This window comes from Gracilibacillus sp. JCM 18860 (genome assembly GCF_055395245.1).
This window is the reverse complement of sequence record NZ_AP043868.1, coordinates 472,538-490,676: the sequence shown is the minus strand read 5'-3', so window position 1 is coordinate 490,676 and position 18,139 is coordinate 472,538. Positions and strand designations below refer to the sequence as shown.

The following is an 18,139-nucleotide window of genomic DNA, read 5'->3' as shown; positions in this document are numbered from 1 at the left end:
CTTGTAGACAGAGCGGGGGATAGAAATGAAGGAAAATGAAGTATTGGCATATTTTTTAGAGCATTTATGGTCGAAAGGCTTTAAATTATCAGATGAAGAAGTCCAATTCATCTATTTTGGCAAAAAATACACCAATACTTCCGTACATCATGTCAAGTTAGCGATCTCCTTGACTTTACAGCTGCAGTTATCGTTCGACAGAAGCTTTTATATCAGTTTATTGGAATTGTTCCAGAAGAATGAAGTCCGATCATTGGAAGAAGCAAAGCAGCTTTTAATGCAACATCAATTAATTCATGATTCTATTGATTTTTGATTGCTGCTTTTGCTAATTGATCAGCTGTTCCGTTCTGCTTTTCAGGAATCCATTTAATAAAGATATAAGGAAAAGCGGCAGAAAGATGGTTGACCTTATTTAATAAAATTTGAAAAGCTTGATTTTTCGTATACCTTTTTTCAATGGTTTCGACGACTACTTTGGAGTCAGAGCGAAATGAAAGTATCTCATTAGGATAGCGCTCTTGACAAAATTCTAACGCCTTGATGACAGCGATAAATTCTGCCTCATGGTTCGAATAATGGCCAATATATTCCGAAAGATTATGCTGTTCTTTGCTGCTTTTAATAAAAACTCCGATACCACTTGGTCCTGGATTATTCCTCGTTGCTGCATCTGTATAGATCTCAATCATTGCACATCACCATGGATTCGTTTTGCGAGATAGAGAAACGGTGTATCCAATGTGGCAACGATAAATTTAATCACATAAGTTGTAAATAGGATCATAACCCAATCCCCCCACGAATATAAGCCAAAGAAGGCGATCGAACAAAAAATAAACGTGTCAATAAATTGACTAATCATGGTACTTCCATTATTTCTTAACCATAACCATTTGGTTGAAGGCATTTTTTTCTTCCATTTAGAATAAATCCAAACATCGATATATTGGCTTACTAAGAATGCGGCCATACTGCCAATAGCTATTTGAGGTACTATTTCAAAAATGGTGGCTAACGCATCCTGTGCAATATCTGATTCATGTGGGATGAAACGAATCGCAAACTGCATTACAATTGTCATAAATAACAAAGAACAAAATCCCATCCAAACCGCTTTTTTGGCCTCTTTCTTTCCATGATTTTCATTAAGAATATCTGTAGCAAGAAAAACCGTTCCATAAGAAATATTCCCTAATGTAGCGATTAATCCAAACATTTCGACTGTTTTCAATACTTGAATATTAGCTATAACGGTAGACATACCTATCCAGACGAATAAGCCTGCCTTACCGAACAAACGATACATAATTAGTAATAAAACAAAGTTGGTTATGGCAAATAACATCCAAAGCCATTCGTTCAACAAAATAATCATCCTTCCGTTTCATCATTATAAAAGGCGGTGAACGAAGTCACCGCCTGTAAGTATAAGATTATTTTTTTACAACATTTGCAGCTTGTGGCCCTCGTTCACCTTCCACGATTTCAAAGGTTACTTCCTGACCTTCTTCTAACGTTTTGAATCCTTCTGCTTGAATAGCGGAATAATGGACAAACACATCATTTCCTTCTTCTAGCTGGATAAAGCCATAGCCTTTCTCTGCATTAAACCATTTTACTACTCCGTTTTCCATGAATATCTTCCTCCCTAGAACCTTTCACGCTTAGACGTGGTAAAATTACAAAAAAGATGATGGATAGTAGAAAAGGCAGCAACCACAGAAGTATAGGATCACCATTCCCATTTACTTCTATAGAAGCTGCCTGATCATAATGAATCCTGTAACATCTCATTTGCTTGTGTTTACTATAGCTTATTTTACCAATAACGTCAAGAAGCGCTTATCCAATTGGTGAGCAATTTATGGCTTGGAATTTTAACTAAATCATGATAATTTAAATACCAGCCATATAAAATGCTGGTAGCATAACAATGTTTTGTAAGGGTGAATAGTCCATGACGATCTTAATCGGTTTAACTGGATGGGGTGACCATCCTCGTCTACATCAAAATCATTCGAATACGAAAGATAAACTCATTACCTATAGCTCCCATTTTCCACTGGTGGAGGTAGATAGTGCATTTTACGCCATTCAATCACCTAGTCAATATGAAAATTGGGTAACGAAAACACCAGATTCCTTTCGTTTTGTTATAAAAGCCTTTCAATCCATTACAGGGCATGACCGTAAAAATCTCACAAATCTTGAAATGAAGCAATTAATCCAAGATTTTAAGGAATCCATAAAACCTGTAGTCGAAGCAAATAAGTTAAATGCATTACTTTTTCAGTTCCCACCATGGTTTTCCTTGCAATCTAAGAATATCAATAAATTAAGAAAGCTTAGAGAATGGATGGGGCCATTACCTGTAGCTCTCGAGTTTCGAAACAGGACTTGGTTGGAAGAGCGACAAGCAGACACCATTTCGTTTTTAAAAAAGGAAGGATGGATTCATGTTATTTGTGATGAACCTCAGGCAGGGGAAGGATCTGTACCTCTAGTACTAGAAACCACACATTCTCAAAATGCGCTTGTTCGCTTTCATGGTAGAAATGTGCATGGTTGGAATAATCATGGCCAAGAAAATTGGCGTGAGGTACGTTTTCTTTATCGATACAATCAAACAGAGCTTTTACAATGGGTAGAGTACATAAAGCAATTAGAAAAGCAGGTGGAAACCGTTACGCTTTTGTTCAATAATAACTCAGGTGGAGACGCCTATGACAATGCTAAGCAATTAATTCAGCTTTTAAACATTGAATATGAGGGTCTCCACCCGAAGCAAATGGATTTTTTTGATTTATTGTAAAGAAATTCGTTTAGCGCCCAAATAGCGTTTAGACCAGTATTCTTGATCAAGTGTACTAATTTCTACACCTCTTGATGCACCAGCATGAATAAATTTACCATCTCCTAAATAGATTCCGGCATGAGATGGACCTGGTTTATATGTTTCAAAAAAGACTAAGTCTCCGATAGAAGGCTTTTGAACTTGCATAGTCGCATTCCAAATCTCATGTACCGTTCTTGGAAGTGAAATATCATATTGGTTATAGACATATTGAATATAACCACTGCAATCAAATCCATTTGGTGTAACGCCACCCCATATGTAGGGAGTCCCTTGATATTGTTTAGCGGTTTGAATAATTTGTTGGGTAGTTCCACTTGGACTGGACGTTTTTACTGTTATTTGTTTGGACATCTCTTCCGTAGGTTTAGATCCGGTGGATGCCGCATCCTCCTGCTTCGTTTCCAGTGAGGCAATAAAGGTTTCTGGCGTTTCTTCCATTTCCGTCTGTTCATTTTCAATATGCATGATCTTCATACCACTATCTTGCTTGTAAGCACTGATTCCCTGATCGGTTTTTGGTCCAAAAATACCATCCAGAGGACCATCATAGTAACCAAAGTGTTTTAGAGCTTCCTGAAGCTTTAAAACCTCGTTACCCTTTTGGCCATAATCAAATGCTGTTTCTTGTGTTAATGTTTCCTCATATAATCGCTCTTCTTCTTCAGATATTTTTTGAATGGTTTTTTTATTTACCTGACCATCATCTTTTATTTGATGATCTGATTGAAACTTTTTTAATGCATATTCGGTTAACACACCATACTCTCCGTCAATAGAAGAATCATAGTACGATATTTTGTGTAGTTTTTCCTGCAACACACGTACTGCTTCATGTTGCATGCCATACGTTAATTGGTCTGCTTGTTCGAATAATTCGCTTTGCAGAATTGGATATGCATCTACGTAGAAGGAAAATGGGTGGGTAAATGCAAAACTATAGGCTACGGAGTGCTTCGCGACGACTGCTAATTGTTCCTGTCCTAACATAAAAGCCCTCCTATCGTAATTACTTATTCAAAAATGTATGTTAAAATAAATAAAATATTATTATTATCATTGTTTGTTACGAATTTGTAATATAAGTGAATGAGAGGAAGATAAGAATGTCTATGAGTGAACAAGCTTATTTAGATTTATGCAAAAGAGTATTAGAAGAAGGTACAAAAAAAGAAGATAGAACGAAGACCGGAACACTCTCCGTATTTGGGCACCAAATGCGTTTTGATTTAGCAGAAGGTTTCCCACTTTTAACTACCAAATTCGTTCCGTTCCGACTTATTGTAAGTGAATTAATTTGGTTTATCCAAGGAGATACGAACATTCGATATTTACTCAAACATAATAATAATATTTGGAATGAATGGGCTTTTAAAAAATGGGTGGAAAGTGATGAATATACAGGTCCAGATATGGACAATTTCGGTCACCGTGCTAATGAGGATCCTTCTTTTAAGGAGCTTTATTTGAAGGAAATGGACAAGTTCAAAAAAAGCATTCTAGAAGATGATGAATTTGCAGCTAAATATGGAGATCTTGGATCTGTTTATGGATCTCAATGGAGGAAATGGAGAACATCAAAAGGAGAAACCATCGATCAATTAAAAGGGGTTATCCAAGCGATAAAACAAAATCCAGATTCTAGAAGACATTTAATCACAGCATGGAATCCAGAGGATGTTCCTTCTAATATGGCATTACCTCCTTGTCATACTATGTTCCAATTTTATGTGGCAGACGGAAAGTTAAGTTGCCAACTATACCAACGAAGTGGAGATATTTTTCTTGGTGTACCGTTTAATATTGCTAGCTATGCTTTATTAACCTATTTGATTGCTAAAGAATGTGGATTAAAGCCTGGTGAATTTATTCATACTTTAGGAGATGCACATATTTATTCTAATCATATAGAACAGATTAAAACACAGTTAAAACGTGAGCCACGAAACCTACCGAACCTTCATATACAGGATTTCCAAACCATTTTTGATCTGGAAGCAGAGGATATCTCGCTCGAAAATTATGATCCTCATCCAGCTATTAAGGCTCCTGTAGCCGTATAAGAAAGGAGTAAGACGAATGATCTCACTTTTGTTTGCAATGAGTAAGAATCGTGTCATCGGGAAGGACAATGATCTTCCGTGGCATCTACCGAACGACTTAAAGTTTTTTAAAGAATTGACTACTTCCCAAACGGTTATTATGGGAAGAAAAACCTTTCTCTCCATGAATGGTGCCCTTCCAAATCGGGAAAACGTCGTCGTAACGAGAGACACTTCCTTCGAGGCACCAAATTGTAAAGTCATGCACAGCATCGATGAAATCAAATCATTAACAGACGCTGAGCCAAATAAAGAGTGGTTTATTATTGGTGGAGAAGAAATCTTTCAACAGGTATTACCTTTTACTGATCGTATTTACATGACTTATATTGATCACGAATTTGAAGGGGATACTTTTTTCCCTAAGCTTAAGGAAGCAGAATGGAAGACTACAAAGAAGACAAAAGGTATCAAGGATGAACGAAATCGTTATGATTATTATTTCATGCAATATGACCGTATAAAAGACCAATAATTTTAGCATTATTTCAAGACAAGCCTTTTAAAACGTGATAAGATAGAAAAAGAGTGTTATTATCGTGTTAAAAGATACTATAAAGGTGGGGCAAAGATATGTTATCCTCAATTGGAATACCTGGCTTGATTTTAATTTTAATTATTGCATTAGTTATCTTCGGACCAAAAAAACTACCCGAAATCGGGAAAGCAACTGGTCAAACCTTACGAGAATTTAAGAAATCTGCCAGAGAAGATAAGCAAGACGATCAAAAATAGTCATACGCCAGAGGTGAGAGTATATGTTATCTAATATAGGATTTCCAGGTTTAATCCTCATATTAATTATTGCTTTAGTCATTTTTGGACCTTCAAAGCTTCCGGAAATTGGAAAGGCAGTCGGAAGTTCCTTGCGAGAATTTAAAAAGGCTACCAATGATTTAATGAACGAGGATAAAGAGGAAAAAAAAGATCCATCAAGCAAGTAAGGAAGGTGTAAAAGTGCATACTTTTACATCTTTTTCCTCTATAAGAGAAAGTTTGACGAAGTAGGACGAAAACCTATTCAATATATAGGTTAAATATGAAGGAGTTTTCTAATGAAAGAACAGGATAAATCGTTACCTAATGAAAAGGAGATGGGGTATCTCGACCATTTTGCTGAATTAAGGAAAAGGCTTATATGGACCGCTTTTTTCTTTATTCTCTTCTTTGGATTAGGGCTATATTATGTCAACGATATCCGTAATTTCTTTTTAAACGATATTGATATTACCTTAAATCTAATATCACCTGAAGAGATTATTTGGATCATCCTTACGATTGCATTCACTGTTGCTATTGCAGGCACCTTACCTTTTTTATGCTTACAAATTTGGTTATTTGTGAAACCTGGCTTAACAAAGCAGGAACAACGAGTGTCTTTAGCCTATATCCCGGCTGTTTTTCTATTGTTTGTGGCAGGAATGAGCTTTGGTTACTACATTTTTGTAAAATTAATCTTACCCTTTGTTTTATCATTAAATGATGGCGTATTTGACACCATGTTTACAGTCGAAAATTATTTTCGGTTTATTTTTCGTGTCACACTTCCTTTTGCTATCTTTTTTGAATTACCGATCATTATTATGTTCTTAACAAGCTTAGGGATTCTTACACCACGCTTCTTAAGTAAAACAAGAAAATATGGTTATTTTATTCTTGTGATTATTGGAACTATGATTTCACCACCTGATTTTATTTTGCAAATCGTTGTCGCTATTCCGTTAATTATTATCTATGAGATTAGTATAATGCTATCACGGTTCGTTTATCGAAAAAAACAAGAGAAACATCAAGCTTTTATGGAAGATAATTTGACAGAAGGGGAATAGTGGATGAAATCTTTTTATCAATTTATGATGAGATATCGCGGAAACAAACAATTAGATCATCAAAGGAAATTAGCAGACTGGATGTTTATCGATCATGATTTTCCAAAGCACTCAAGTAGTTATGATGAAATTAGTCGCTATTTAGAATGGAATATTCCTTTTCCAGAGGCTATTCAAACCTTTGATCAATTATGGGATTTATATCAAGAGGAGGGATAAACCATGAAAGGATATGGTTTATCTCTTGTACCGAAGACGCTAAATCTATTTTATTGCAACAATATCACGAATGGATAGATGCTTTTTCTTTTTTGAGCTATCCAGAACGATGGTAATTTGAGCTGTATATGGCTTCACGGTGTCTATCGTACCTTGAATGGAGTGAATCCTTCTATTTTGATAATAATCAATCGTTAGCTTCGTTTTGTTTAGAATAGCTTGTTGAATTTGATGTTCCATTTCCTCTAATATATCAGATTCTAAAAGCGGCTTGTTCACTAGATTATCCTCTTTCTCTAGTTGCTCTAACATGGTCACATGCTCTGGTAACATAAGGGATGCCCACTTTTTATGCCCTCGATCATTAACCATTATCATCACCTCAAGTTCTATTATACACAAACAAACGTTCTTCATCCAGTTCTTTTAACTCGAGATCGGAATTACCAAGAAAGGATTAGTGATATTAATGAAAATTATTCATACTGCAGACTGGCATTTAGGCAAATTAGTACATGGAATCCATGCAACAGCAGATCAAGCCTATGTGTTAGAACAACTAACTTCATTAATAAAGGAGGAAAAACCAGACGTACTTATCATCGCAGGAGATTTATATGACCGTTCGATTCCACCAAAGGAAGCTGTCGAATTATTAAATCATGTTATTAGCGATTTATGTATGAATTTTAAAATCCCTATCCTAGCCATAGCAGGTAATCATGACAGTCCTGATCGCTTAGGATTCGGTACATCGATTTTCCGTTCACAGCAATTTTATTTACATACAACGGTAGAGGAGGCACTTCAACCAGTACCAATTGAGGATAACTATGGCATGATTTATTTTCATTTGATTCCATACTTGGAACCATCACAAATCAGCGCCTATTTCAAGGATGACACCATTGAGACACATCATCAAGCAATGGAAAAAATAATTCAAGAAATAAAAATGAGAACTCCTTTACACGAAGGGAGACACATTTTAGTAGGACATGCATTTGTTGCTGGTGGAATGGAAACAGACTCCGAGGAACGTCTTACCATGATTGGCGGAACTCCTTACGTTGGCGCCGATTTATTTGATGAGATTGACTATGTGGCTTTAGGCCATTTACATCGACCACAAAAAATAAAGAGGGAAACGATTAGATATAGTGGGTCCATTTTAAAATACTCCTTTTCAGAGGCGGACCATACTAAATCCGTTACGATGGTGGAAATGGATGAAACAGGAGCCTGTGAGATTGAGCAAAGGGCGCTTACTCCGATGAAAGATATGCGAATTATAAAGGGATATTTCGATGATTTAATTCAAGAAAAAATAATCCCGAGAACAGAGGATTATTTACAAATTCAGCTATTAGACGATGGTCAAATTATGGATCCAGTTTCTAAATTACGAAAACTATTTCCGAACATATTACGTTTAGAGCGAAAGCAATATATGGTAAACACCGTTCTTAAGGACAAAGAAAATATTCGCCAAAAACAGGAGATGTCCCATGAACAACTATTTCATGCTTTCTATCAGGAAATGAAGGGAGAAAAAATCCCAGAAACGAGAGCCCAGTATTTTAACAAAGTGATGCAATCGATTGTAACAGAAGAGAGGGGAAAATAGAATGCGAGTCATTTCTCTGGAACTAGCTGCCTTTGGTCCTTATCGTAAGAGACAGAGGATCGATTTTGATCGACTTGGTCAAGAAATGATTTTTTTAATAACAGGACCAACAGGTGCAGGAAAAACAACTTTGTTCGATGCGATTTGTTATAGTTTATATGGTAAGGCTAGTGGGACAGATCGTGATCATGATAGTTTTCGAAGTCATTTTGCCACAGAAGTAGAATCCACCTTTGTTTCCTTAACATTCCAGCTTCACGAAAAGTTATATAAGGTAACAAGGACTCCTAGGCAGTTAAAGCCAAAAACAAAGGGGGAAGGATACACCGATGATCCAGCATCTGCCTCTCTGTACATCATGAAACAAAACGACGATTGGGAATTAATTGAATCCAAAATCAAAGAAGTCAATGAGACCATTCAGGCAATGATAGGTTTAGACTATGAGCAATTTCGAAAAATGATAATGATCCCACAGGGGGAATTTCGTAAGCTGATTTCAGAGAATAGTCGCGAACGAGAAGAAGTGCTTCAAAAAATATTCCGAACTTATTTTTATCGGGATATAACAGAAAAGCTAAAAGACGAAGCAAAACAACTGAAAAACTCCCTTATACAAATCGAATGGAAAATGGAACAAGAAATGGAACATTTAGATAGTAAATATATAAACAAAGAGAGCACTCAGTCGATAACAGATCAATTATCTAATGAACTCTACAGTTTAAAGAAGGAAAAAGAAGAAGTAATAAAAAGGATCGAGGAATTTGATCAAGCATATAAGAGTATGCAGGAGCAGATGTATCGAAAGCAAAAATTACTTGAATTATTTGATGAATATGATCAGAGAAAGATAGAAAAAGAAGAGTTAAAAAAGAAAGCACCACAAATGAAAGAAAAAGAAACAACATTCCAGCAAGCTGTGCAAGCAAAGGCTGTAGAACCATTCGAAGAACAGGTGCAGAGGCGAAAAAATGAATGGCAAGAACAACTAAAAAAATCGGAATATTTGAAGGAACAGCATAACCAAGTGAGTCAACAATTTCAACAAGCAGCAGATGCGTTAGAAAACAGTGAAAAAATGGAAACAGAGATGGATGAGCTACGCCTCCGATTAAAAGAATATGAAGCGACTTTAGAAAAACTCAATGACTTCCAAAAAGGTTTAGAACAATTTCAGACAGTCCAACAACAATTAGCGGAGAAAGAATTACGGCTACGTCACCTAGAAGATAACTTAACAAAGGAACAGCAGAGAAAAGAAGATAGCTTTCAGGCACAAGAAAAGATTCATCAATTAAAACAATCAGTTCTCGTCAATAAGCATAAAGAAGAGCAACTCTCTCAACAAGTACAAACCTATGAAAAAATCTTAGAAGAAGGGGAACAAGAGCTAAAGTTACAGGAAAAATATCAGGTTCTTTTGTTAAAAGCTCAAAAACTCGAACTTGAATTAGACGAGCAAAAAACGAAATGGAAAAAAATCCAAGAAGAAAAACAGCTAAATATCATCGGGCACATAGTAGATGAACTTGTAGAAGGAGAGCCTTGTCCTGTATGCGGTTCTCCGCATCACCCTAATAAAGCAAAAAGCACTATAGCTTCTATCTCTGAGGAGTCCATTGCATTAGAGCAGAAAAAACTGCAGGAACTGGAAATAAGCTCTCAATCGCTTTCTTCAGAAATCAATCAATTATACAATGAAATGCATGTAAAAAAAGAAATGATCCATTATCTTTTCCAGTCCTTGAATATCGAAGTTACTAATCTCCCTCTACCTGAAATAAGAGGAAAAAGAAAAGAAGTAGCGGAAAAGCAAAAGCAACTAAATTTACAGGTAAGAGAAGAAACGGAACAAATAAAAGCAATAGAGGCTACCTATCAGGATCCAGCTAATGTTCAAACAGGCATTGATCAATTATTAAAGAAACAAAAAGAATGGAGAGCAGACCATGAACAAACGCTTCAGCAATTTCAACAAATACAAATTTCACTAGAAACCCTTAAAGAAAGATTACCGAAGGATTTTGATACGGTCGAACAATTTAAAGCAAAAGTCACGGCCATTAGAGAGGAACTAAAAGATAATCTAGCAAAATGGGAGGAACTGCAGAAACACTATGCAAAAATTAGAGATCAGAAAAATCAGATAGAAACCAAAATGATGCAAAGTGTGGAATTTCAGAAGCAGCTAGAAGCTAGTTATGACAAACAAAAAGAAATATTTTTAGCCAAATTGGAAAAGTATGGATTTCCTGATATTGCATCATACCAGAATGCTCGATTAAATGAGGAAAATATGAGGAAACTCGAAGCTGAAGTAATACAATTTAAGGAATATTACCAATTCACCAATCAACGAATGGAAGAATTAGAGGAATTACTACGAGGAAAAACAGCTCCTGACCTAACGCTATTAAGAGAAGAATTAAACAAACTTGAAGTAGAAAAGCATACAGTAATGCAACGTAAACAAGCAATTGAATTAGAATACCAACAGTTATTAAAGGTAAAAGATAAACTAATTGGATTGCAATCCGAGTATCAGAAAATAGCTAATCAATATTATGATATTGGTGAATTGGCAGATCTAGCTAGAGGGGAAAATTCGAAGAAACTATCCTTTGAACGATACGTTTTAGCCACTTTTCTTGATGAAATTTTATTACAGGCTAATGTGCGCTTAGATAGAATGACGGATCACCGCTTTCAGCTTTTGCGTAGTGAAGAATTGGCAAAACGTGGTGCACAAAGTGGCTTAGATTTAGAAGTGCTCGATCATTTTACTGGTCGTAAACGCTCGGTTCGCACACTATCTGGAGGTGAAGGATTTAAAGCTGCATTAAGCTTAGCATTAGGGATGGCAGATATAATTCAATCACATGCAGGTGGTGTGCAGCTTGATACGTTATTTATTGATGAAGGATTCGGAACACTTGATGAAGTATCTCTCGAGCAAGCCATCGAATGCTTAAAGGATTTACAACAGGATCACCGTGTGATTGGAGTCATTTCTCATGTTTCCCAATTAAAGGAGGAAATAAAAGCAAAACTCACCATTGACAGCTCGAATGAAGGCTCTATTGCTTCCTTTCACATTGGATAAAGATACTTCAACCAATAGTAGCCGAATATCGAGTAAAACTGTCATATCTCAACAAACGATTAGCGCGAATCGTTCATTTCCTGTCAGTTTCTGCGCTTGCCCAGGAAATATTATGAATGATATTTCCGAAGATGGTTAGAAAAACGCATTCGCTCGTCTTTTGGATGCGTTAGCTTTTCTTATACTTTGAACTTCATAATTTTAGCTTCGTCGCTTACTTCCTGCAAAAAACTTATATTTCCTAACGTATAAAAAAGAAGGCTCTCGTGAGTAGACCACGAAAAAGCCTTCTTTTTATCTACTTAGAAGCGATAAAAGCCTATACCACCTAACCTATAGAGACATATAGTGTTAGCAAGGGAGACTTTTACTAGCAGAGAGAGGATGTGAAATATGTTTCGACCAACTAATCATCAAACACCATTCATGAATCAGCAACCACCGTTTCAACAAGGTAATTTTTTATCTGGAGCACCTCAGCGCGGATTATTTCCACAAGCACCAACAACTAACCCTACAGGATTGCAAGGTCTGATCCAACGCTTTTTACCTTCTTCAAGCGGAATGCAGGCAGGTGGAATAGCAAGTGGAGGAGGGGGATCGAATTTAATGGGAACACTAAATAATGTCCAACAAGTACTAAAAGTGGCCCAACAAGCGACACCACTTATTAAAGAATATGGACCAATGATCAAAAACGCCCCTAAATTAATCAATATGATGAAAGCAATTAACGAAATAAATAGTGAAGAGGAAGATAATACAGACGAGATTCAAGTAGATGATTCGAGCTTATCACCAGATGAGATAGAAGAAAATACAAGGGAAGAGCATGAAACACACAGATCCAGTCAACCAAAAAAATCACAACCTAAATTATTTATTTAGTCCAAACAGACCACTTGCAATTTTACAGTAGGAGAAGCAAAATAAGGGTAACACGTTTTTTTAGGAGGTTGTTTTGATGGAAAAACAATCAAAAGAAAGAGCTATATTTGCAGGTGGCTGTTTTTGGTGTATGGTAGAACCCTTCGATCAACAGCCAGGGATTATTCAAGTAGAATCAGGGTATACAGGTGGAGATAAGCCAAATCCAACCTATGAAGAAGTGTGTTCCAATACAACAGGACATCGGGAAGCGGTAGAGATTACCTTTGATCCAACGATATTTCCTTATGAAAAACTTTTACAAATATTTTGGCAACAAATTGATCCAACCGATGCAGGTGGTCAGTTTCATGATCGAGGCGAATCCTATAAAACAGCTATTTATTATACAAACGAGCGACAAAAAGAGCTTGCAGAGGCTTCAAAACAACAGTTAGAAGCATCAGGGAAATTTACTAAGCCTATTGTGACTGATATTCTTCCAGCAAAAACATTCTACCCGGCAGAAGAAAAGCATCAGGATTATTATAGAAAACAAACATTTCATTATCAGCTCTATAAAAAGGGTTCAGGTAGAGCTGATTTTATCAAAAAACATTGGAACAAGCAGCCAGACCAAACAGAATTAAAACGCAAATTAACTCCATTACAGTATCACGTCACACAGGAAAATGGCACAGAAAGACCGTTTGATAATGAATATTGGGACAACAATGAGGAAGGAATTTATGTTGATATTGTTAGTGGGGTACCTTTATTCTCTACCAAAGATCAATATGACGCAGGGTGTGGTTGGCCAAGCTTTACTAAACCTATCAATCGAAATGCCCTAAAAGAAAATCTCGATACTTCTCATGGCATGCGTAGAATAGAAATTCGAAGCGACCAGGCTGATTCACATTTAGGTCACGTATTTGATGATGGACCGAGGGACAAGGGTGGTATGCGATACTGTATTAATTCCGCTGCCTTGAAATTCATACCAAAAAGTGAGCTTGAGAAAGAGGGATTAAAGGAATATTTGGCTCTATTTGAGTAACTTTTAAGCAGCAAAAGCTTGGCCAAATGCCAGGCTTTTGCTTTCTAAATATGTTCAAGGGAGCTTTAAGCATGAAACAACTTGTCTTTCATTATATATGGATGTATCTTGTATCCTTACTGTCCACAATGATATTCCTATCTTTAGATCTTCCATTGCCTTGGATTTTAGGTCCATTATTAGCAGTATTTATTTTAAAGACGGTTCACGAAAGAGACTATCAATTACACCAATCCATTCGAAATGTAAGCTTTGCTATAACGGGTGTTCAAATCGGAATGACGTTTACTGCAGCAACTATAGGTAAGGTAGTGCCTTATTTTATTCCGTTTTTGCTTTTTACCTTTTTCATTATGATTATTTCGATAGCTAGTGGAATATTACTAGCTAGGATAGCAAAGATAAGTAAAAAAACAGGTGTACTTGGCAGTATACCCGGAGGATTATCCGTAATGGTTGCTATGAGCGATTCAATGGAGGCTAACACTGGGCTTGTAGCTATTTTTCATACGATTCGATTAATGGCGGTTCTCTTTATCGTACCAATTATTGCCTCTTTTTTATTTTCATCAAGCAGCAATAATGCCGGTAGTATAGTAGAGGAACCAATGATTTCGGGTCAATATTGGACCATTGCTATTTATGGATTGCTTTTTTACTTCGCTTATTTATTAAGACATAAAGTTCCGGCATCTTTTGTGCTTATACCTATGACTATCATCGCTATACTAAAAATCTTTTCGATACCAGTGATGGACTTACCTAGTTCGTTCTATCATTTTGCTCAGCTTTCTATTGGCATCCATTTAGGTTTATCTATCGATTATCGAGATGTGAAAAAAGCTGGTAAATATACTGGTTTGTTCTTTTTAATAACCTGTTTCATTATCTTATTATCGATCTTATTTGGTTATATTTTTGCTTCTTTTTCGAATTTGAGCTTTGCGACAGCCATGCTAAGTCTTGCGCCAGGAGGATTAGTAGAAATGGCACTGACAGCCCATGAAGTAGACGCAGACCCTGCAATTGTTGGTTCCTTACAATTAGTGAGGATGCTTATCATTATTTTATTATTACCTATAGTTTTAAGTAAATATTGGAAAACAAGAACATAAGTATACCATAAGTTTATTATGTAAACTAAACAGTTACTTGTATTTATCTACCAAAATGTTTATCATAGAAAGTAAGGAGGTTAGTTAGAATGATTCATCATACTTGGGAAAAAAATGAAACCATGAAACACATTAAATGTGTACATACAAACGCTAAAAAATATAAAGTGAATTCCGTTTTGACCGTTGGAAATGTATATGAAGTAAAAAACGAAACAGAGGAGTTTTACTTTGTTATAGATAACACGAAACGTATTGCTGGATTTAAAAAAGATTATTTTGAATTAGTCGAAAATGTTTAATTGAAATTCATATTGGATAAAATAAATGGTAGGCTTTTTCTGATATTCTATTAAAGATCTTTCAAAGATTCCGCCTAGGAGCTGATAAAATGAAAAGAATTCTATTGATACGTCACTGTCACGCAATGGGACAACACAAGGATTCTCCTTTGTCTAAACAAGGAAATCTTCAGGCCTATGAATTAGCAAACCTATTAGAAAATCTTAGTTTTCCAATTGATCGGATCATCACAAGTCCTTTTTTACGTGCAAAGGAAACCATTAAACCATTTGCCAATCGTACTGGTTTACCAATTGAATGTGATGAAAGGTTAAAAGAAAGACTTTTAAGTGAACAGCCAATTGATGATTGGATGGATGTGTTGGAGGAATCTTTTCATAATGATCAGTTTAAATTACCTGGTGGGGAATCATCTAGAGATGCTTACGAACGAGCTGATCAACTCCTTACTGATTGTTTAAATAATGATGATTTTGAGAATACTATCATCGTAACACATGGAAACTTGCTAGCACTCATGCTAAAAAAATTCCAGATTGAATTTGGCTTTCATGAATGGAAAACCTTGACCAATCCGGATGTCTTTTTCGTTCAACGTGTTGGAGGCGAGTTCATAGTGGAAAGGCTTTGGAAGGATCGGGATTAGAGAGCTTATCAGTAGATCCATGCTGAGATGTTGACGTGCCATTCCTTGAATTTATTGTGAAATCATCGATATTGGCATGCGAAGTTTTTATAATTATGATAAAATATAGGTGAAATAGAGATACTTAGGAAATTGACCAAAGGAGGGGACAGTCATGGCGTTTGTAATAACTTCACCTTGTAAAGAAGAAAAAGCAGGCGAATGTGTTGAAGTTTGTCCTGTTGATTGTATAGAAGAAGGAAAAGATATGTTCTATATTGATCCAGATATCTGTATAGATTGTGGAGCTTGTGAAGCAGTTTGTCCAGTAGAAGCTATCTATATGGAAGACGAGGTTCCAGATAATGAGCATGAATATATTGCATTGAATCGTAAATTCTTCGAGGAAAACTAATACATATTAAAACCGCTATTTCGATAGCGGTTTTAATATTTTATCTCGAATCGTTGATAATCATGATCTTCTAATGGCAATTCTTCTATATCAATACTACTAACCTTTGCAAACATGGAAGGACCTTGTCTTATCTTTTGTAAAAACCTCTCCATATTACCCACATCACCTTTTGCTTTGATTTCAACAGATCCGTTTGAGAGATTTTTCACCCAACCAACAATTTGGTATTCTGCTGCGGTAGCTTGAGTGAAATACCGAAAACCAACTCCTTGTACTCTCCCATTCACGATAGCATGTATATGTCTCATCTGTTCATCACTCCCTTCTGTAAATGGTATCACGTGTAAAAATAGATCGCAAAGTAATCGCTAAAATCCAATTCATAAACTTTTATACAATGGGGAAGCTATACATAACAAAAACGTGAAGGTTTATGGAGGTATAATATGAAGCAAAAGCATTTTCCGATATGGCAAGAGGGAGATATAATGCCAGCCTTTCCTCAATTAAAAGAAAATATTAAAACAGAGGTAACAGTAGTTGGTGGGGGAATAACAGGGATCACCACTGCCTATTTATTAGCTAAAAAAGGGGTTAAAGTTGTGTTGATTGACCGTGGTAAATTGACGAATGCTACAACTGGCCATACAACAGCTAAAATAACCGCACAGCATGGTATCATCTATCATGAGTTCATGTCTCATTTTAGCCATGAAGAGGCAGCATTATATTACGAAAGTCAATCAGAAGCGTTAAAATCTATCCGAAATATTATCCAAGAAAATCAGATAGAGTGTCATTTCGAAGAGCAGGATGCTATCCTTTTAACAAACAATGATAAAAACCGAAGAAAATTGGAGCAAGAATTCGAAGCATATACTGCATTAAATATTGATAGGGAAGAGTTAACACAATTACCTGTAGCATTCCCTATGAAATATGCGATAAAGATGAAGAATCAAGCACAATTTCATCCGATCTCCTACTTAAAATCTTTAGTCGATGAAATTATCGAAAATGGCGGGGAAATTTATGAGAACACATCTGCCTATGATATTGAAAATGCTGATCATCGAATAGTGAGAACAAAGGATCAACACAGTATAATTTGTGATCAAGTGGTGATTGCTACACAATTTCCATTCTTTGAAGGAGAAGCTTTTTATAGTGCACGTATGTATCCTTCTCGCTCATATGCTGTTGCATTCACTTCTAAAAATCCATATCCAGGGGGGATGTATCTAGATGTAGATGAACCAGTTCATTCCTTACGTACCTTAAAGTTAGATGGAGAGGAATACTGGATATTTGGTGGACAAAATCATAAAACAGGTCAATACAAGCATGATGTAGCCCCTTTACAAAAATTAAAGGAGTTTGCTTCTAAACATCTAAAGTTGACAGATTGGCAATATGAATGGTCTGCCCAGGATTATACTACGTTAGATAAATTACCATATATAGGGAGACTTAATAAGAATCGTCCCGAGATTCTAGTTGCAACAGGTTATCGTAAATGGGGTATGACAAACAGTATGGTTGCGGCAAAAGTTCTAACAGACCTGATCTTAAATAAAGAAAATCCATATATCGACTTATACCGGCCTACGAGATTCCATGCAGATCCAGATTTAAAACAATTTATAAGTACAAATACAAATGTAGCCAAAGAGCTAGTATCTGGAAAGTTAATGCAAGACAAACATACACCAAAAGAAATTCCAGCAGGTTCAGCAATTAAAACGAAACAACATGGTCAGACTATTGGGATCTATAAGGATCATGAAGGAAAAGTTCATGCATTGGATACCACATGTACACATCTAGGCTGTGAGGTTACTTGGAATGACGAAGAAAAGACATGGGATTGTCCTTGTCATGGATCACGATTTGCTTGTGATGGTAAAGTGATCGAAGGCCCGGCATTAGAGGATCTAAAAAAGGTCGAGTATCGAAAATAATTTTTATCTCACTATCTTAAGTATACTTATATTTTGAGATAGTGAGCTTT

General features: G+C 36.1%; 23 protein-coding genes. 17 read left to right on the top strand and 6 right to left on the bottom strand.

Annotated features, from left to right (window positions below):
- Positions 1–25 precede the first annotated feature (25 nt).
- A complete protein-coding gene (locus ACZ5R4_RS02525; RefSeq protein ID WP_054859385.1) occupies positions 26–316 on the top strand; it encodes a DUF6123 family protein in 291 nt (96 codons plus the stop codon).
- Here ACZ5R4_RS02525 and ACZ5R4_RS02520 read toward each other — a convergent pair.
- From ACZ5R4_RS02520 to ACZ5R4_RS02510, 3 genes are all read right to left on the bottom strand, one after another.
- Positions 303–692 carry a reverse transcriptase-like protein gene (locus ACZ5R4_RS02520; RefSeq protein ID WP_054859386.1) on the bottom strand — a complete coding sequence of 130 codons (390 nt, stop codon included), beginning with the start codon at positions 690–692 and terminating at the stop codon, positions 303–305. The two genes, ACZ5R4_RS02525 and ACZ5R4_RS02520, sit on opposite strands and share 14 nt — an antisense overlap.
- Positions 689–1,369, bottom strand: a complete 681-nt coding sequence (locus ACZ5R4_RS02515) for a queuosine precursor transporter (protein WP_054859387.1) — start codon at positions 1,367–1,369, stop codon at positions 689–691. Before ACZ5R4_RS02515 ends, ACZ5R4_RS02520 begins: the two co-directional genes overlap by 4 nt.
- 67 nt (positions 1,370–1,436) lie before the next feature.
- A complete protein-coding gene (locus ACZ5R4_RS02510; RefSeq protein WP_054788958.1) occupies positions 1,437–1,637 on the bottom strand; it encodes a cold-shock protein in 201 nt (66 codons plus the stop codon).
- Positions 1,638–1,960: 323 nt separating this feature from the next.
- Between ACZ5R4_RS02510 and ACZ5R4_RS02505 the strand changes: the two genes are divergently transcribed.
- The gene (locus ACZ5R4_RS02505) at positions 1,961–2,815 is read left to right on the top strand and encodes a DUF72 domain-containing protein (protein WP_464368039.1); all 855 of its coding nucleotides are present in this window, start codon (positions 1,961–1,963) and stop codon (positions 2,813–2,815) included.
- On the opposite strand, the gene ACZ5R4_RS02500 is transcribed toward ACZ5R4_RS02505, so the two are convergent.
- Positions 2,807–3,847: an NlpC/P60 family protein gene (locus ACZ5R4_RS02500; RefSeq protein WP_054859388.1), complete on the bottom strand. Its 1,041-nt coding sequence runs from the start codon at positions 3,845–3,847 to the stop codon at positions 2,807–2,809. The two genes, ACZ5R4_RS02505 and ACZ5R4_RS02500, sit on opposite strands and share 9 nt — an antisense overlap.
- A gap of 116 nt (positions 3,848–3,963) precedes the next feature.
- Between ACZ5R4_RS02500 and ACZ5R4_RS02495 the strand changes: the two genes are divergently transcribed.
- The 6 genes from ACZ5R4_RS02495 to ACZ5R4_RS02470 all read left to right on the top strand — a co-directional run bounded on the left by ACZ5R4_RS02495 (position 3,964) and on the right by ACZ5R4_RS02470 (position 7,007).
- The gene (locus tag ACZ5R4_RS02495; protein WP_109984295.1) at positions 3,964–4,920 is read left to right on the top strand and encodes a thymidylate synthase; all 957 of its coding nucleotides are present in this window, start codon (positions 3,964–3,966) and stop codon (positions 4,918–4,920) included.
- Positions 4,921–4,936: 16 nt separating this feature from the next.
- On the top strand, positions 4,937–5,434 hold the full coding sequence (locus tag ACZ5R4_RS02490) for a dihydrofolate reductase (RefSeq protein WP_054859390.1): 498 nt from the start codon (positions 4,937–4,939) through the stop codon (positions 5,432–5,434).
- A gap of 98 nt (positions 5,435–5,532) precedes the next feature.
- Positions 5,533–5,694 (top strand): twin-arginine translocase TatA/TatE family subunit, encoded by a 162-nt coding sequence (gene tatA, locus ACZ5R4_RS02485; RefSeq protein WP_109984297.1) that lies wholly within the window; start codon positions 5,533–5,535, stop codon positions 5,692–5,694.
- A 23-nt stretch (positions 5,695–5,717) separates the two neighbouring features.
- Entirely contained in the window at positions 5,718–5,903 is a 186-nt protein-coding gene (gene tatA, locus ACZ5R4_RS02480; RefSeq protein WP_054788961.1) for a twin-arginine translocase TatA/TatE family subunit, read from the top strand.
- A gap of 111 nt (positions 5,904–6,014) precedes the next feature.
- Positions 6,015–6,788 carry a twin-arginine translocase subunit TatC gene (gene tatC / locus ACZ5R4_RS02475; RefSeq protein ID WP_464368038.1) on the top strand — a complete coding sequence of 258 codons (774 nt, stop codon included), beginning with the start codon at positions 6,015–6,017 and terminating at the stop codon, positions 6,786–6,788.
- A gap of 3 nt (positions 6,789–6,791) precedes the next feature.
- Positions 6,792–7,007, top strand: coding sequence for a YozE family protein (locus ACZ5R4_RS02470; protein WP_054788962.1), 216 nt, complete (start codon positions 6,792–6,794; stop codon positions 7,005–7,007).
- A gap of 45 nt (positions 7,008–7,052) precedes the next feature.
- On the opposite strand, the gene ACZ5R4_RS02465 is transcribed toward ACZ5R4_RS02470, so the two are convergent.
- Positions 7,053–7,379, bottom strand: a complete 327-nt coding sequence (locus ACZ5R4_RS02465) for a YolD-like family protein (RefSeq protein ID WP_054859392.1) — start codon at positions 7,377–7,379, stop codon at positions 7,053–7,055.
- Between the two features lie 97 nt (positions 7,380–7,476).
- Here ACZ5R4_RS02465 and ACZ5R4_RS02460 point away from each other — a divergent pair, with 97 nt between their 5' ends.
- The 8 genes from ACZ5R4_RS02460 to ACZ5R4_RS02425 all read left to right on the top strand — a co-directional run bounded on the left by ACZ5R4_RS02460 (position 7,477) and on the right by ACZ5R4_RS02425 (position 16,125).
- Positions 7,477–8,634: an exonuclease SbcCD subunit D gene (locus ACZ5R4_RS02460; protein WP_054859393.1), complete on the top strand. Its 1,158-nt coding sequence runs from the start codon at positions 7,477–7,479 to the stop codon at positions 8,632–8,634.
- A 1-nt stretch (position 8,635) separates the two neighbouring features.
- On the top strand, positions 8,636–11,740 hold the full coding sequence (locus tag ACZ5R4_RS02455) for an AAA family ATPase (protein ID WP_464368037.1): 3,105 nt from the start codon (positions 8,636–8,638) through the stop codon (positions 11,738–11,740).
- Positions 11,741–12,133: 393 nt separating this feature from the next.
- On the top strand, positions 12,134–12,628 hold the full coding sequence (gene vrrA / locus ACZ5R4_RS02450) for a VrrA/YqfQ family protein (RefSeq protein ID WP_277677965.1): 495 nt from the start codon (positions 12,134–12,136) through the stop codon (positions 12,626–12,628).
- Positions 12,629–12,704: 76 nt separating this feature from the next.
- Entirely contained in the window at positions 12,705–13,667 is a 963-nt protein-coding gene (gene msrB, locus ACZ5R4_RS02445; RefSeq protein WP_277677966.1) for a peptide-methionine (R)-S-oxide reductase MsrB, read from the top strand.
- Positions 13,668–13,738: 71 nt separating this feature from the next.
- A complete protein-coding gene (locus tag ACZ5R4_RS02440; RefSeq protein ID WP_109984303.1) occupies positions 13,739–14,782 on the top strand; it encodes an AbrB family transcriptional regulator in 1,044 nt (347 codons plus the stop codon).
- Positions 14,783–14,871: 89 nt separating this feature from the next.
- On the top strand, positions 14,872–15,084 hold the full coding sequence (locus ACZ5R4_RS02435) for a DUF6501 family protein (RefSeq protein WP_054859399.1): 213 nt from the start codon (positions 14,872–14,874) through the stop codon (positions 15,082–15,084).
- Positions 15,085–15,173: 89 nt separating this feature from the next.
- Complete coding sequence (locus ACZ5R4_RS02430) at positions 15,174–15,731, top strand: histidine phosphatase family protein (protein ID WP_277677967.1); 558 nt, start codon at positions 15,174–15,176, stop codon at positions 15,729–15,731.
- 154 nt (positions 15,732–15,885) lie between these two features.
- A complete protein-coding gene (locus tag ACZ5R4_RS02425) occupies positions 15,886–16,125 on the top strand; it encodes an indolepyruvate ferredoxin oxidoreductase subunit alpha (RefSeq protein ID WP_054788972.1) in 240 nt (79 codons plus the stop codon).
- Between the two features lie 32 nt (positions 16,126–16,157).
- On the opposite strand, the gene ACZ5R4_RS02420 is transcribed toward ACZ5R4_RS02425, so the two are convergent.
- The gene (locus tag ACZ5R4_RS02420) at positions 16,158–16,436 is read right to left on the bottom strand and encodes an acylphosphatase (protein WP_054788973.1); all 279 of its coding nucleotides are present in this window, start codon (positions 16,434–16,436) and stop codon (positions 16,158–16,160) included.
- Positions 16,437–16,574: 138 nt separating this feature from the next.
- Between ACZ5R4_RS02420 and ACZ5R4_RS02415 the strand changes: the two genes are divergently transcribed.
- A complete protein-coding gene (locus ACZ5R4_RS02415; RefSeq protein ID WP_464368036.1) occupies positions 16,575–18,089 on the top strand; it encodes an FAD-dependent oxidoreductase in 1,515 nt (504 codons plus the stop codon).
- Positions 18,090–18,139: the final 50 nt, after the last annotated feature.

Bases quoted from the DNA above. Each gene is read 5' to 3' on its own strand.
- ACZ5R4_RS02525 (WP_054859385.1), top strand. From the start codon at position 26: ATGAAGGAAAATGAAGTATTGGCATATTTTTTAGAGCATTTATGGTCG.
- ACZ5R4_RS02520 (WP_054859386.1), bottom strand. From the start codon at position 692: ATGATTGAGATCTATACAGATGCAGCAACGAGGAATAATCCAGGACCA.
- ACZ5R4_RS02510 (WP_054788958.1), bottom strand. From the start codon at position 1,637: ATGGAAAACGGAGTAGTAAAATGGTTTAATGCAGAGAAAGGCTATGGC.
- ACZ5R4_RS02505 (WP_464368039.1), top strand. From the start codon at position 1,961: ATGACGATCTTAATCGGTTTAACTGGATGGGGTGACCATCCTCGTCTA.
- ACZ5R4_RS02500 (WP_054859388.1), bottom strand. From the start codon at position 3,847: ATGTTAGGACAGGAACAATTAGCAGTCGTCGCGAAGCACTCCGTAGCC.
- ACZ5R4_RS02495 (WP_109984295.1), top strand. From the start codon at position 3,964: ATGTCTATGAGTGAACAAGCTTATTTAGATTTATGCAAAAGAGTATTA.
- ACZ5R4_RS02490 (WP_054859390.1), top strand. From the start codon at position 4,937: ATGATCTCACTTTTGTTTGCAATGAGTAAGAATCGTGTCATCGGGAAG.
- tatA (WP_109984297.1), top strand. From the start codon at position 5,533: ATGTTATCCTCAATTGGAATACCTGGCTTGATTTTAATTTTAATTATT.
- tatA (WP_054788961.1), top strand. From the start codon at position 5,718: ATGTTATCTAATATAGGATTTCCAGGTTTAATCCTCATATTAATTATT.
- tatC (WP_464368038.1), top strand. From the start codon at position 6,015: ATGAAAGAACAGGATAAATCGTTACCTAATGAAAAGGAGATGGGGTAT.
- ACZ5R4_RS02470 (WP_054788962.1), top strand. From the start codon at position 6,792: ATGAAATCTTTTTATCAATTTATGATGAGATATCGCGGAAACAAACAA.
- ACZ5R4_RS02465 (WP_054859392.1), bottom strand. From the start codon at position 7,379: ATGGTTAATGATCGAGGGCATAAAAAGTGGGCATCCCTTATGTTACCA.
- ACZ5R4_RS02460 (WP_054859393.1), top strand. From the start codon at position 7,477: ATGAAAATTATTCATACTGCAGACTGGCATTTAGGCAAATTAGTACAT.
- ACZ5R4_RS02455 (WP_464368037.1), top strand. From the start codon at position 8,636: ATGCGAGTCATTTCTCTGGAACTAGCTGCCTTTGGTCCTTATCGTAAG.
- vrrA (WP_277677965.1), top strand. From the start codon at position 12,134: ATGTTTCGACCAACTAATCATCAAACACCATTCATGAATCAGCAACCA.
- msrB (WP_277677966.1), top strand. From the start codon at position 12,705: ATGGAAAAACAATCAAAAGAAAGAGCTATATTTGCAGGTGGCTGTTTT.
- ACZ5R4_RS02440 (WP_109984303.1), top strand. From the start codon at position 13,739: ATGAAACAACTTGTCTTTCATTATATATGGATGTATCTTGTATCCTTA.
- ACZ5R4_RS02435 (WP_054859399.1), top strand. From the start codon at position 14,872: ATGATTCATCATACTTGGGAAAAAAATGAAACCATGAAACACATTAAA.
- ACZ5R4_RS02430 (WP_277677967.1), top strand. From the start codon at position 15,174: ATGAAAAGAATTCTATTGATACGTCACTGTCACGCAATGGGACAACAC.
- ACZ5R4_RS02425 (WP_054788972.1), top strand. From the start codon at position 15,886: ATGGCGTTTGTAATAACTTCACCTTGTAAAGAAGAAAAAGCAGGCGAA.
- ACZ5R4_RS02420 (WP_054788973.1), bottom strand. From the start codon at position 16,436: ATGAGACATATACATGCTATCGTGAATGGGAGAGTACAAGGAGTTGGT.
- ACZ5R4_RS02415 (WP_464368036.1), top strand. From the start codon at position 16,575: ATGAAGCAAAAGCATTTTCCGATATGGCAAGAGGGAGATATAATGCCA.